We start from the raw sequence: 13774 nt of genomic DNA, 5'->3' as shown, positions 1-13774 counted from the left end.
ACCGCGGGGCCGCCGGGGCGGCTGATGGCGATGGCTTTCATCGCAGCAGGCTTACTCCGCGGCGCCTTCTTCGGCGGCCGGGGCTGCCGGGGCGGGTGCCGGAGCGGCTTCACGCTCGATCAGGGCCTTCATGGACAGCTTGATGCGGCCCTTCTCATCGGTCTCCAGCACCTTGACCTTGACGATCTGGCCTTCGCTCAGGAAGTCGGCGACCTTCTCCACGCGCTGGTGGGCGATCTGGCTGATGTGCAGCAGACCGTCCTTGCCCGGCAGGATGTTGACCAGGGCGCCGAAGTCCAGGATCTTGGTGACCGGGCCCTCGTAGACCTTGCCGATCTCGGCCTCGGCCGTGATCTGCTCGATGCGCTTCTTGGCCAGGTCGGCCTTGTCGGCATCGGTGGAGGCGATGGTGATGGTGCCGTCCTCGGCGATGTCGATGGTAGTGCCGGTTTCCTCAGTCAGCGCACGGATGGTGGCGCCGCCCTTGCCGATCACGTCACGGATCTTCTCCGGATTGATCTTCATGGTGTAGAGGCGGGGCGCGAACTGCGAGACCTCGGTCGAGGCTCCAGCCACGGCGTCCACCATCACACCCAGGATGTGCATGCGGGCTTCCTTGGCCTGGGCCAGGGCAACCTGCATGATTTCCTTGGTGATGCCCTGGATCTTGATGTCCATCTGCAGGGCGGTGATGCCGGTGGTGGAACCGGCCACCTTGAAGTCCATATCGCCCAGATGATCTTCGTCACCCAGGATGTCGGTCAGCACGGCGAAACGGTTGCCGTCCTTGATCAGGCCCATAGCGATGCCGGCCACATGAGCCTTCAGGGGCACGCCGGCGTCCATCAGCGACAGGCAGCCGCCGCAGACCGAGGCCATGGAGGACGAGCCGTTGGACTCGGTGATCTCGGAGACCACGCGGATCGAGTAGGGGAAGTCTTCCTTGTTCGGCAGCACGGCCACCAGGGCACGCTTGGCCAGACGGCCGTGGCCGATCTCGCGGCGCTTGGGGCTGCCCACGCGACCGGTTTCGCCGGTGGCAAACGGAGGCATGTTGTAGTGCAGCATGAAGCGCTCGCTGTACTCGCCAGCCAGGGCGTCGATCACCTGGGCGTCACGCTCGGTGCCCAGGGTCGCGGCCACCAGGGCCTGGGTTTCGCCGCGGGTGAACAGCGAGGAGCCGTGGGCGCGCGGCAGCACGCCGGCACGGATCTCGATGGGGCGCACGGTGCGGGTGTCGCGGCCGTCGATGCGGGGCTCGCCGGCCAGGATCTGGCTGCGCACGATGCGGGCTTCGATCTCGAACAGCAGACCATCGACTTCCACGCCGTCGAACTCGACGCCGGCTTCCGTCAGGCCGGCCTTGACGGCGGCATAGGCCTCGCGGCAAGCCTGGGTGCGGGCCTGCTTGGAGCGGATCTGGTAGGCGGCGCGCAGAGCGGGCTCGGCCAGCTCGGTCACCTTGGCGATGAAGGGCTCATCCTTGGCCGGAGCCTTCCAGTCCCAGACCGGCTTGCCGGCTTCGCGCACCAGCTCATGGATGGCGTTGATGGCGATCTGGCCCTGTTCGTGGCCATAGACCACGGCGCCCAGCATCACGTCTTCGCTCAGCTGGTCGGCTTCGGATTCCACCATCAGCACGGCGGCCTCGGTACCGGCCACCACCAGATCCATCTTGGAATCCAGCAGCTGGGTCTTGCCCGGGTTCAGCACGTACTCGCCGTTGACATAGCCCACGCGGGCGGCGCCGATCGGGCCGTTGAAGGGAATGCCCGAGATCGACAGAGCGGCCGAGGTGGCGATCATGGCGGCGATATCGGCCTGCACCTCGGGGTTCAGGGACATCACATGCACCACGACCTGGACTTCGTTGAAGAAGCCTTCGGGGAACAGCGGACGGATCGGGCGGTCGATCAGGCGGCTGGTCAGGGTCTCCAGCTCGCTGGGACGGCCTTCACGCTTGAAGAAGCTGCCGGGGATCTTGCCGGCGGCATAGGTCTTCTCGATGTAGTCGACGGTCAGCGGGAAGAAGTCCTGGCCCGGCTTGGGCTCGTTCTTCGCGACCACGGTGGCCAGGACCACGGTGTCGTCGATGTTCACCAGCACGGCGCCGGTGGACTGGCGCGCGATCTCGCCGGTTTCCATCGTGACGGTGTGGGGACCCCACTGGAAGGTTTTGGTGACCTTGTTGAACATGCTCATGTTCTGCTCTCCTCAGTTATGAACGACCGCTTGCGGTGCGGTGCAAAACCGGGAGTGGGGCTGGGTTTGGCGGGATGCCATTCCAGTAAAGCTTGGTCTCATACCGACCTTCAAGCCCTGTTGGAATGACACAGCAGCGCCACGTCAGCTCGACTCCGAGGGACGCCTGAAAAACAAAGAGCCTGTGCTGGGCGTAGACCAGACAGGCTCTTCGTCATCGGGCGCCGATTACTTGCGCAGGCCCAGCTTCTGGATCAGGGCGGTGTAACGGGCAGCGTCGGTGCGCTTCAGGTAGGCCAGCAGGCTCTTGCGGGTGTTGACCATCTTCAGCAGACCGCGGCGGCCATGGTGGTCCTTGGCGTGGGTCTTGAAGTGGGGGGTCAGCTCGTTGATGCGAGCGGTCAGCAGAGCGACCTGGACTTCCGGGGAGCCGGTGTCGTTGGCGCTGCGGGCGTTGCCCTTGACGATTTCGGCCTTGTTGATATCGGCGACTGCCATGATTGCGTTCCTGTTAGGACGGAAGCCGCTGGCAGCGCCGGACAACTTCCGGCCGCGCAGACGGTTTCCAGTGGTTTTGACTTGCGGTCACGGGTGAAACCGACCCATGCCGTGCTGGTATTTCCCTTGACTGCCACCCCGCCTGGGCAAGGCGGCAACTTGGAAAACCTGCGGATTATAGACCAATCCGGAGACTGGCCTCAAAAGCGCTTCATGCGGCACTGGTGCGGCTGCTCGGCGCGTGCGGCCTCCACGAAGCGCAGGGTGCGAAATCCGTAACCCGAGCCCTCGTTGTCAAAGCGAACGCCGGGTACTCCGGCCTTTTTCATGACCGAAACATAAAGCGGCTGAATGAACTGATGATCGGCGGCGCGCATCTGACCGGCATGCATGCCACCCAGGGTCTTGCCATCGTACTTCAGGCCCTCCATGGCGCGCGCCACGGCCGTGGGGTCGGCGGTCCTGGCCTTTTCCATGGCCGCCACCAGAACTTCGATCATGGCCTGCATGCGGGCATGCACATAGTCGTCCTCAGGCTTGGGAAAACGAGCGCGGAAGGCCTCGTAGAAGCGGTCCGAGCTGGGGGTGCCCACATTGGGATGCCATTCCGCCACCGCGAGCACACGGTCTAGGCCCGCTTCACCGATGGCAGCCGGCGCACCCAGCCCGTTGCCATAGAAGGTGTAAAAGCGTGCCGTCAAGCCCACGTCACGCGCGGCACGCACCAGCAGGGTCAGATCATTCCCCCAGTTGCCGGTGAGCACCGCCTGGGCACCGCTGGCCTTGATCTTGCTGACATAGGGCAGGAAGTCCTTGACCCGACCCACCGGGTGCAGCTCATCACCGACGATCTGCATATCGGGACGCTTGGCCGCAATCATCTCGCGGCCCTTCTTCAGCACATGCTGGCCGAAGCTGTAGTCCTGGCCGATCAGGTAGATCTTCTGCACGCCGCGATCCTGGGCCAGCTCGTCGGTGAGCGCGGCCAGGCGCATATCGGCATGGGCATCGAAGCGGAAGTGCCAGAAGCTGCACTTCTCGTTCGTGAGCGCGGGATCAACCGCCGAGTAGTTCAGGAACAGGGCGCGGCGCTGGGGCTCGCGCTCGTTGTGCTTGTTCAGCGCGTCGATCAGGGCCGCGGCCGTGGCCGAGCTATTGCCCTGCAGGATGAAGCCCGCCTGCTGGTCCACCGCAGAGCGCAGCATGGACAGCGCCTCCTCGGTATTGCCCTTGCTGTCCAGGCGCAGCAGCTGCAAAGGCCTATGACCACCGGCCGCGGCCGGCAGCTTGACGCCGCCGCGCGCATTCACGCGCTCCGTCGCCCACACCAGGTTTCGGAACACCGCCTCGCCGGCATTGCCAAAGGGGCCCGACAAACCCTCGATGAGGGCCAGGCGAATAGGTTCACCGGTTTGAGCCCAGGCACCCGAGGCCACAAGGCCCAAGGCGAGCAAAGACTTGCTCAGATGACGGCGAAAAAACTGTTTGCAAGACATCGAAAACTCTTGTTGTTGCAGGTCTTGAAAGCACGCGGACGCACTCCCAAGTCCAGGTCACGGGCGCTGCCCCAACGACGATGACAGCGATTTCAGCCCGGTCGAAATTCTAGGAGGCCCCATGTTCGTGATCCCCGTTCGCCACCCCGCCGCACAACTCTCTCGCCAGATCGAACGCCTGTTCGACCCGACCCACCCCGAAGCCAAGGCGCTGCGCAGCCCCGCCCTGGATATCAGCGAGACCGACAGCAGCTATGTGCTGCGAATGGATCTCCCGGGCGTCGACAAGGCGGCCGTCAAGGTTCACTTGGAGGGCCGCAAGCTCAGCATCGACGCCGAGCAAAGTCCGGCCACAGGCACCGAAGGCGAGCGCAGCCTGTACCGCGAACGAGCACAGACACGCTTCTCGCGCCAGATCACCCTGCCCCAGGAAATGAGCCTGAGCCACTCCAGCGCCAAGCTGGACCAGGGTGTGCTCACCCTGACCCTGGCCAAGCGCCTGACCGAGGGCGTGGGCACACTGAACATCGACTAAGCCGCGCCCAGCGGCCAGCGCGGCCGCACCGAGACGCCGCCACCGGGCGGCTGGGCATGGGCCAAGCCGCGCTGCAGCCGCAGCGCGGCGGCCATGGCGATCATGGCGCCGTTGTCGGTGCACAGGCTCAGCTCGGGGTAATGCACACGCACGCCGCGCTTGGCGCAGGCCGCGTTCAGCTGCTCGCGCAAGTGCCGGTTGGCGCCCACGCCGCCGGCCACCACCAGGCGCTTGAGCCCGGTCTCCTTCAGCGCCAGCAGCGACTTCTTCACCAGCACCTCGACGATGGCGGCCTGCGTGGCCGCCGCCAGGTCAGCGCGCTGCTGTTCGCTGGGCGCTTCACCCAGCTTCTTCACTTGGGTCAGCACCGCGGTCTTGAGGCCGGCAAAGCTGAAGTCGGGCTTGCCGCTGTGCAGCAGGGGCCTGGGTAGATCGAAGGCCGCGGCATTGCCCTGCTCCGCCAGGCGCGAGAGGTGCGGGCCGCCCGGATAAGGCAGGCCCAGCAGCTTGGCGCTCTTGTCGAAGGCCTCGCCGGCCGCATCGTCTATGGTCTCGCCCAGGATCTCGTACTGCCCCACCTCGTCGACCCGCATCAGCTGGGTGTGGCCACCCGAGACCAGCAGGGCCACGAAGGGGAACTCGGGCGCATCGACCGAGAGAAAGGGCGAGAGCAGATGCCCTTCCAGATGGTGGATGCCCAGGGTGGGCTTGCCCAGGGCGGCGGCCAGGGACACGGCCACCCCAGCCCCCACCAGCAGGGCCCCGGCAAGACCCGGCCCCTGGGTGTAGGCAATCAGATCCACCTCATCCAGAGACAGATTCGCCGCCTGCAGCACCTCGCGGGTCAGGGGCAGCACGCGACGGATATGGTCGCGCGAGGCCAGCTCGGGCACCACGCCGCCATAGGCCTGGTGCATGGCGATCTGACTGTGCAGGGCCTGGGCCAGCAGGCGCGGCACCCCGCCCTGCCCCGGCGCCGGCACCTCAACCAGGGCCACGCCGGTCTCGTCGCAGGAAGACTCGAAGCCCAGGACCTTCATGCCAGGAACTCCATGGGCTTCAGTGATTTTCCTTGGCGTGATTGATCGAGTACTTGGGGATCTCGACCGTGATGTCCTGTTGACCCAGGATGGCCTGGCAGGACAGGCGGGAATCGGGCTCCAGGCCCCAGGCGCGGTCCAGCATGTCCTCCTCACCTTCCTCCATCTCGGACAGCGAGCGCGCACCGGCGCGCACGATCACATGGCAGGTGGTACAGGCGCAGACCTGGTCACAGGCGTGCTCGATCTCGATATCGTGGTCCAGCAGGGCCTCGCAGATGGAGGTGCCGGCCGGGGCCGTGATCTCGGCGCCCTGGGGGCAGTACTCGGCGTGGGGCAGGATCTTGATGATGGGCATGGGAAAGGCTCAGACTTGTTCGATGCTGCGGCCGGTCAGGGCCTGCTGAATGCCGCGGTTCATGCGCTCGGCGGCGAAGGCTTCCGTGCCCTTGGCCAGGGTCTCGACGGCGGCGTCGAGGGCGTCGGCATCGCTGCCGGCGGCGGCAGCAGCCATCGCGGCCAGCAGGGCTTCGATGGCGGCGCGCTCCTCGGCGCCTAGCAGATCACCGTCGGCCGCCAGGGCCGAGAGCGTGGCCAGGCGCATGCGCTCGGCCTCGACCTGCGACTCACGCAGCTTGCGCGCGGCCATATCGGTCTCAGCGCTGGCGAAGCCGTCCTTGAGCATGCCAGCGATCTGGTCGTCGGACAGGCCGTAGCTGGGCTTGACTTGCACGGCCGCCTCCACGCCCGAGGTCAGCTCCTGGGCCGAGACGCTGAGCAGGCCGTCGGCATCGACCTGGAAGGTCACGCGGATGCGTGCGGCGCCGGCCACCATGGGCGGGATGCCGCGCAGCTCGAAGCGGGCCAGGGAGCGGCACTCGGCCACCAGCTCACGCTCACCTTGAAGCACATGGATGGCCATGGCGGTCTGGCCGTCCTTGAAGGTGGTGAAGTCCTGGGCCTTGGCCACGGGGATGGTGGCATTGCGCTCGATCACGCGCTCCACCAGGCCGCCCATGGTCTCCAGACCCAGGGACAGGGGAATCACGTCCAGCAGCAGGATCTCGCCATCGGCGCTGTTGCCGGCCAGCTGATTGGCCTGGATGGCGGCGCCCAGGGCCACGACCTCGTCGGGGTTCAGATTGGTCAGCACCTCGCGACCAAAGAGCTCGCCGACCGCGGCCCGCATGCCCTGCACCTCGTCGGGCTTGACCTTGGCGTCGCGCAGCACGCGACGCACGGCGACCAGGGTCTTGTCCACCAGGGGCCGGCTCAGGGCCTCGAACTCGGCGCGGCTCAGGGCCTGGCGGAGTTCGCCGCCGTCCAGCTGGGCGAGCAGCTCGGTGTGCTCGGCGGCCGAGAGCGCCTCCTTGGCGGCGCGGGCCGCCACCAGGAGCGCGCGCTTGTCGTGGGCACTGCTCACCTGGCGGTCGGTCTGGGCCAGAGCCCAGTCGGCCAGGGCCTGGTCAAAGTCGTCACCGCCCAGGGCGGCATCGCCCCCGGTGGCCACCACCTCAAACACGCCCTTGGTCAGGCGCAGCAGGGAGATGTCGAAGGTGCCACCGCCCAGGTCGTAGACGGCGTAAAGCCCCTCGCTGGCATTGTCCAGGCCATAGGCGATGGCGGCGGCCGTGGGCTCATTGATCAGGCGCAGCACGTTCAGACCGGCCAGCTGGGCCGCATCCTTGGTGGCCTGGCGCTGGGCGTCGTCGAAGTAGGCCGGCACCGTGATCACGGCGCCGAAGATATCGTCGGCAAAGCTGTCCTCGGCCCGGAAGCGCAAGGTGGCCAGGATCTCGGCCGAGACCTCCACCGGGGACTTGAGGCCCTCGCGCGTGGCCAGGGAGAGCATGCCCGGCGTGTCCTCGAAGTGATAGGGCAGCTTCTCGCGCCCGGCCACATCCGCCAGGGAACGGCCCATGAAGCGCTTGACCGAGACGATGGTGTTTTCCGGGTCCTGGGCCTGGGCCGCCAGGGCCTGGGCGCCGATCTGGCGGCGGCCTTCGGGCAGGTAGCGCACGGCCGAGGGCAGGATCACGCGGCCCTGCTCGTCGGGCAGGCATTCGGCCACGCCATGGCGCACCGCCGCCACCAGGGAATGGGTGGTGCCCAGGTCGATGCCCACCGCGATGCGGCGCTCGTGCGGGTTGGGCGATTGCCCGGGTTCGGAAATCTGCAGCAGTGCCATGTCTTTATTGTCCTAGGGCCTCAAGGCGGCGATCGATGTCGGCGCGAAAGCGCGCGATAAACATCAGGGCTCTCACCTGTTCGGCCGCGGCGGGGGCATCGCCCGCCTCATCCAGCAGACGCTGGGTCTGGTCCAGCAGCTCGCGCTCGCGCGCGGCCACCTCGTCATCAAGGGCCTGCACGGCGGCGGCATCGGCCGCCTCGTCCAGGGCCTCGCGCCAGGCCATCTGCTCCATCAGGAAGCTGGCCGGCATGCGGGTATTGCTTTCCACCTGCAGGGCTGCGCCGCGCAGCTCGCACAGGTAGGCGGCCCGCTTGAGCGGGTCGCGCAGGCGCTGGTGCGCCTCGTTCACGCGCAGGGCCCATTGCATGGCCAAGCGCTGGGCGGCCGCGCCCTGGGCAGCGAACTTGTCCGGGTGCACCTGGGCCTGCAAGGCCTTCCAGCGCGACTCGATCTCGGCGCGGTCCTGGGCCTGGCGCTGAGGCAGGCCGAAGAGGCTGAAATCATCATCGTCGAGTTTCATGGCGGCAGGCTGGGAAACACTATGAAAAAGGCGCGGCCGCGAGCCGCGCCTGGATCCGGAAGGATCGCCGGGCTTTACACGCGGAAGGATTCGCCACAACCGCAGCGATCTTTCTCGCGCGGGTTGCGGAACTTGAAGCCCTCGTTGAGGCCTTCGCGCACGAAGTCCAGCTCGGTGCCGTCCAGATAGGGCAGGCTCTTGGGATCGATCAGGATCTTGACGCCATTGCCCTCGAACACCACGTCCTCGGGCGCCACCTCGTCGGCGTACTCCAGCTTGTAGGCCAGGCCCGAGCAGCCGGTGGTCTTCACACCCAGGCGCACGCCGACACCGCGGCCGCGCTTGGCGATGTAGCGCGTCACATGGCGTGCGGCGGCTTCGGTCAGGGTCACGGACATCGCGCTCGGTCCTTACTGGGCGGCAGCAGCGTCAGCAGCCTGACCGTGCTTGGCGCGGTAGTCGTCCACGGCGGCCTTGATAGCGTCCTCGGCCAGGATGGAGCAGTGGATCTTCACCGGCGGCAGGGCCAGCTCTTCGGCAATCTGGGTGTTCTTGATGGACAGGGCCTGGTCCAGGCTCTTGCCCTTGACCCACTCGGTCACGAGCGAGCTGGAGGCGATGGCCGAACCGCAGCCATAGGTCTTGAACTTGGCGTCCTCGATCAGTCCGGTGGCCGGGTTCACCTTGATCTGCAGCTTCATCACGTCGCCGCAGGCGGGCGCGCCCACCATGCCGGTGCCGACCGTGTCGTCGCCCTTTTCGAAGGCGCCGACGTTGCGGGGATTCTCGTAGTGGTCAACCACCTTGTCGCTGTATGCCATGGTCTTACTCCAACGTGTCTTGTGTGAGGCCGCCGCTCAGTGCGCCGTCCATTGAATGGTCGAAAGGTCGATGCCGTCCTTGTACATATCCCACAGCGGTGAGAGCTCGCGCAGCTTGGCGACACGGTCCTTGAGCACCGTCACCGCATAGTCGATCTCTTCCTCGGTGGTGAAGCGACCGATGGTCATGCGCAGGGAGCTGTGGGCCAGTTCGTCGCTGCGGCCCAGCGCGCGCAGCACATAGCTGGGCTCCAGGCTGGCCGAGGTGCAGGCCGAGCCCGAGGACACGGCAATGCCCTTCACGCCCATGATCAGGGATTCGCCCTCCACGAAGTTGAAGGACATGTTCAGGTTGTGGGGCACGCGCTGCTTCAGGTCGCCGTTGACGAAAACCTGCTCGATGCCCGAGAGCCCGTCCAGCAGGCGCTGGTGCAGGGCGCGGATGCGCGGCAACTCGCTGGCCATCTCTTCCTTGGCGATGCGGAAGGCCTCGCCCATGCCCACGATCTGGTGCGTGGCCAGGGTGCCGGAGCGCATGCCGCGCTCATGGCCGCCGCCGTGCATCTGGGCTTCCAGGCGCACGCGCGGCTTGCGGCGCACGAAGAGCGCGCCGATGCCCTTGGGACCATAGGTCTTGTGGGAGGCCAGGCTCATCAGGTCGATGGGCAGCTGGGCCATGTCGATCTCGATCTTGCCGGTGGCCTGGGCGCCGTCCACGTGGAAGATGATGCCCTTCTCGCGGCAGATCGTGCCGATGGCCGTCACGTCCTGGATCACGCCGATCTCGTTGTTCACGAAGAGCACCGAGACCAGGATGGTGTCGGGGCGCAGCGCAGCCTGGAAGGCGGCCAGGTCGATCAGGCCGTTCTCCTGCACGTCGAGGTAAGTCACCTCGAAGCCCTGACGCTCCAGCTCACGACAGGTGTCCAGCGTGGCCTTGTGCTCGGTCTTGAGGGTGATGATGTGCTTGCCGCGGCTCTTGTAGAACTGCGCGGCGCCCTTGAGGGCGAGGTTGATGGACTCGGTGGCGCCGGAGGTCCACACGATCTCGCGGGGGTCGGCATTGATCAGCTCGGCCACCTGCTCGCGCGCCTTCTCCACGGCCGCCTCCGCCTCCCAGCCCCAGGCATGGCTGCGCGAGGCCGGATTGCCGAAATGCTCGCGCAGCCAGGGGATCATGGCGTCGACCACACGGGGATCGACCGGCGTGGTCGCGCCATAGTCCAGATAGATGGGAAAGTGAGGCGTCATGTCCATGTTGTCTAGCTTATTGACTTCGTCTTGTGCGTCTTGCGGGGCGGGCCGGCTTACTTGCTCAGCGCATTGCCCAGGGCGAACACCGAATTCGGTGCCGTGATGCGAATGGGCTTGACCACGGGCACATTGGAGATGGCGCGCTTGATGGGCGCCTCCTCGATGGTCACGCCCTTGGCCAGCTGGTCTTCCACCAGCTTGCGCAGGGAGACCGAGTCCAGGTACTCGATCATCTTGGCGTTCAGGCTGGTCCAGAGCTCGTGCGTGATGCAGCGGCCGGTGTCCTCGCCCATGCAGTTTTCCTTGCCGCCGCAGCCGGTGGCGTCGATGGGCTCATCGACGGCCACGATGATGTCGGCCACCGTGATGTCCTCGCTCTTGCGGCCCAGGGAATAGCCGCCGCCGGGACCACGCGTGCTTTCCACCAACTCATGGCGGCGCAGCTTGCCGAACAACTGCTCCAGATAGGACAGCGAGATCTGCTGGCGCTGGCTGATGGCCGCCAGCGCCACCGGGCCGCTGTTCTCGCGCAGGGCCAAATCGATCATGGCGGTGACGGCAAAACGACCCTTGGTGGTGAGACGCATCTGACTTCTCCTTCGGTCCATGCGGACCAGCGACCTCGGCAACTGCGGGATGTGAATCCAGCAAACTGGACATATCGGGGTGCAAGCCAGCAAGCTCGCGGGTTAACCCTTGCATATGTCCGAGCATTTTACTCAATTATCGCCAAGCTTGCTGGGCAGCCCTCCCGGGCGGCCCGCAAAGCCCCTGGCAAGCCTGCGGACATGGGGCCGAGAGCGCCCCCACCAGACCTGAGTCCCGTACTCACAGCCGGGCTCAGGCCCGCTTGGCCGGCGCTGCTGGCTTACCCGCAGCCGCGGGCTGCAAGGGCACCACATTGTCGTGCACCGAGGCGCCAAAGACCTGCTCGCGCAGCTGGGCCAGCTGGTCGCGCAGGCGGGCAGCCTTCTCGAACTCCAGATTGCGGGCGTGCTCCAGCATCTGCTTTTCCAGCTGGGCGATGCGCTTGCCCAGGTCCTTCTCGGACAGGCTTTCCACCTCGGCGGCCTGGATCAGCTTCTGGTCGTCGCGGCCCGGCTTGTCGGAGTAGACGCCCTCGATCAGCTCCTTGATGCGCTTGTTCAGGGCGCGCGGCACGATGCCATTGGCCTCGTTGAAGGCGATCTGCTTGGCGCGGCGGCGCTCGGTCTCGTCGATGGCGCGACGCATGGAGTCGGTGATGCGATCGGCATAGAGGATGGCCTTGCCATTCAGATTGCGCGCCGCCCGGCCTATCGTCTGGATCAGGCTGCGTTCGGCACGCAGGAAACCTTCTTTGTCGGCATCCAGGATGGCCACCAGGGAGACCTCGGGGATGTCCAGACCCTCGCGCAGCAGATTGATACCCACCAGCACATCGAAGGTACCCAGGCGCAGATCGCGCAGGATCTCGACCCGCTCCACCGTGTCCACATCCGAGTGCAGATAGCGCACCTTGACGCCGTTGTCACTCAGATAGTCGGTGAGCTGCTCGGCCATGCGCTTGGTCAGGGTGGTGATCAGCACCCGCTCATTGGCCTCCACCCGCAGGCGGATCTCCTGCAGCACATCGTCCACCTGATGGGTGGCCGGGCGCACCTCCACAATCGGGTCCACCAGGCCCGTGGGCCGCACCACCTGCTCCACCACCTGGCCGGCATTGTCCTTCTCGTATTGGGCCGGCGTGGCCGAGACGAAGATGGCCTGGCGCATCTTGCGCTCGAACTCGGCAAACTTCAGTGGCCGGTTATCCAGGGCCGAAGGCAGGCGGAAGCCATATTCCACCAGGGTGGTCTTGCGCGCCCGGTCGCCGTTGTACATGCCGCCGAACTGGCCAATCAGCACATGGCTCTCGTCCAGGAACATCAGGGCATCCGAGGGCAGATAGTCCACCAGGGTGGGCGGCGGCTCGCCCGGCTCGGCGCCCGAGAGGTGGCGGGTATAGTTCTCGATGCCCTTGCAGTGCCCCACCTCCTGCAGCATCTCCAGGTCGAAGCGCGTGCGCTGCTCCAGGCGCTGGGCCTCCACCAGCTTGCCCTCCGCCACGAACTGAGCCACGCGCTCGCGCAGCTCGGTCTTGATGCCTTCCAGCGCCTCCAGCACCTTCTCGCGCGGCGTCACATAGTGGCTGCTGGGGTAGACCGTGAAGCGTGGGATCTTCTGGCGGATCTGGCCGGTGAGCGGGTCGAAGAGCGAGAGCCCGTCGATCTCATCATCGAAAAGCTCGATGCGCAGGGCCAGCTCGGAATGCTCGGCCGGGAAGACGTCGATGGTGTCGCCGCGCACGCGAAAGTGGCCGCGGCTGAACTCCATCTCGTTGCGCGCATACTGCATGCGGATCAGCTGGGCAATCACATCGCGCTGGCCCAGCTTGTCGCCCACGCGCAGGGTCATCACCATCTGGTGGTAGTCGCTGGGGTTGCCGATGCCGTAGATGGCCGAGACCGAGGCCACGATCACCACATCGCGGCGCTCCAGCAGGCTCTTGGTGCAAGACAGCCGCAGCTGCTCGATCTGTTCATTGATCGCACTGTCCTTCTCGATGAAGAGATCCCGCTGCGGCACATAGGCCTCGGGCTGGTAGTAGTCGTAGTAGCTGACGAAGTACTCGACCGCGTTCTTCGGGAAGAACTCGCGAAACTCGCTGTAGAGCTGGGCCGCCAGGGTCTTGTTGGGCGCGAAGATGATGGCCGGCCGCCCCAGGCGGGCGATCACATTGGCCATGGTGAAGGTCTTGCCCGAGCCGGTCACGCCCAGCAGGGTCTGGAAACTCAGGCCGTCGTTCACGCCCTCGCAGAGCTGGGCGATGGCCGTGGGCTGGTCCCCGCCCGGCGGAAAGGGCTGGAAGAGCTGGAACGGCGAGCCTTCGAAATTGACGAATTCGCCCTTCGGCGGCTCGCTGTCAGCCACGATGGCGGGTTGGGCGTTAGGTGCTTCTTGCATGGGGCGATCCCTGGGATGTCGCGCCGGCCCGCCTAGAATTCGCGGGTTGCGCAACCCGACAGGGTAGCGCAGGCGCATATCGCCTGCAGCCCGTGCAGCCGCCCCACCCACCCCCTTACTGCCATCGTCTTGTCAGGAAAGCTCCCATGACCCTGTTTGCCGCCGTCGAAATGGCCCCCCGCGACCCCATCCTGGGTCTGAACGAGCAGTTCAACGCCGATACCAACCCCGC

The 13774-nt window shown here is 66.1% G+C and carries 13 protein-coding genes; 1 reads left to right on the top strand and 12 read right to left on the bottom strand.

Going from position 1 to position 13774, the window contains the following annotated elements; all coding sequences use genetic code 11:
* Positions 1 to 51: 51 nt before the first annotated feature.
* The 3 genes from pnp to ACK5F2_RS08905 form a co-directional block, all read right to left on the bottom strand.
* Positions 52 to 2202 carry a polyribonucleotide nucleotidyltransferase gene (gene pnp / locus ACK5F2_RS08915; RefSeq protein ID WP_409864174.1) on the bottom strand — a complete coding sequence of 717 codons (2151 nt, stop codon included), beginning with the start codon at positions 2200 to 2202 and terminating at the stop codon, positions 52 to 54.
* A gap of 228 nt (positions 2203 to 2430) precedes the next feature.
* Positions 2431 to 2700 (bottom strand): 30S ribosomal protein S15, encoded by a 270-nt coding sequence (gene rpsO / locus ACK5F2_RS08910; protein WP_409864173.1) that lies wholly within the window; start codon positions 2698 to 2700, stop codon positions 2431 to 2433.
* 200 nt (positions 2701 to 2900) lie between these two features.
* Positions 2901 to 4196: a branched-chain amino acid ABC transporter substrate-binding protein gene (locus ACK5F2_RS08905; RefSeq protein WP_409864172.1), complete on the bottom strand. Its 1296-nt coding sequence runs from the start codon at positions 4194 to 4196 to the stop codon at positions 2901 to 2903.
* Positions 4197 to 4317: 121 nt separating this feature from the next.
* On the opposite strand from ACK5F2_RS08905, the gene ACK5F2_RS08900 reads away from it, so the two are divergent.
* On the top strand, positions 4318 to 4731 hold the full coding sequence (locus ACK5F2_RS08900; RefSeq protein WP_409864171.1) for an Hsp20/alpha crystallin family protein: 414 nt from the start codon (positions 4318 to 4320) through the stop codon (positions 4729 to 4731).
* Here ACK5F2_RS08900 and tsaD read toward each other — a convergent pair.
* From tsaD to uvrB, 9 genes are all read right to left on the bottom strand, one after another.
* Entirely contained in the window at positions 4728 to 5771 is a 1044-nt protein-coding gene (gene tsaD, locus ACK5F2_RS08895) for a tRNA (adenosine(37)-N6)-threonylcarbamoyltransferase complex transferase subunit TsaD (RefSeq protein ID WP_409864170.1), read from the bottom strand. The two genes, ACK5F2_RS08900 and tsaD, sit on opposite strands and share 4 nt — an antisense overlap.
* Before the next feature lie 19 nt (positions 5772 to 5790).
* Positions 5791 to 6129, bottom strand: coding sequence for an ISC system 2Fe-2S type ferredoxin (fdx, locus tag ACK5F2_RS08890; RefSeq protein WP_409864169.1), 339 nt, complete (start codon positions 6127 to 6129; stop codon positions 5791 to 5793).
* A 9-nt stretch (positions 6130 to 6138) separates the two neighbouring features.
* The gene (gene hscA / locus ACK5F2_RS08885) at positions 6139 to 7959 is read right to left on the bottom strand and encodes a Fe-S protein assembly chaperone HscA (protein WP_409864168.1); all 1821 of its coding nucleotides are present in this window, start codon (positions 7957 to 7959) and stop codon (positions 6139 to 6141) included.
* Positions 7960 to 7963: 4 nt separating this feature from the next.
* The gene (gene hscB, locus ACK5F2_RS08880; RefSeq protein WP_409864167.1) at positions 7964 to 8482 is read right to left on the bottom strand and encodes a Fe-S protein assembly co-chaperone HscB; all 519 of its coding nucleotides are present in this window, start codon (positions 8480 to 8482) and stop codon (positions 7964 to 7966) included.
* Between the two features lie 74 nt (positions 8483 to 8556).
* On the bottom strand, positions 8557 to 8880 hold the full coding sequence (iscA, locus tag ACK5F2_RS08875) for an iron-sulfur cluster assembly protein IscA (protein ID WP_409864165.1): 324 nt from the start codon (positions 8878 to 8880) through the stop codon (positions 8557 to 8559).
* A 12-nt stretch (positions 8881 to 8892) separates the two neighbouring features.
* The gene (iscU, locus tag ACK5F2_RS08870; protein ID WP_409864164.1) at positions 8893 to 9303 is read right to left on the bottom strand and encodes a Fe-S cluster assembly scaffold IscU; all 411 of its coding nucleotides are present in this window, start codon (positions 9301 to 9303) and stop codon (positions 8893 to 8895) included.
* 36 nt (positions 9304 to 9339) lie between these two features.
* Entirely contained in the window at positions 9340 to 10560 is a 1221-nt protein-coding gene (locus tag ACK5F2_RS08865) for an IscS subfamily cysteine desulfurase (RefSeq protein ID WP_409864163.1), read from the bottom strand.
* Positions 10561 to 10610: 50 nt separating this feature from the next.
* A complete protein-coding gene (gene iscR / locus ACK5F2_RS08860) occupies positions 10611 to 11144 on the bottom strand; it encodes a Fe-S cluster assembly transcriptional regulator IscR (protein ID WP_409864161.1) in 534 nt (177 codons plus the stop codon).
* Between the two features lie 253 nt (positions 11145 to 11397).
* Positions 11398 to 13542, bottom strand: a complete 2145-nt coding sequence (gene uvrB / locus ACK5F2_RS08855; RefSeq protein WP_409864160.1) for an excinuclease ABC subunit UvrB — start codon at positions 13540 to 13542, stop codon at positions 11398 to 11400.
* Positions 13543 to 13774: the final 232 nt, after the last annotated feature.

The sequence above is a fragment of the Roseateles sp. genome, from assembly GCF_046300915.1.
Taxonomy (GTDB): Bacteria; Pseudomonadota; Gammaproteobacteria; order Burkholderiales; family Burkholderiaceae_C; genus Kinneretia.
This window is presented reverse-complemented; position numbering and strand designations above follow the sequence as displayed.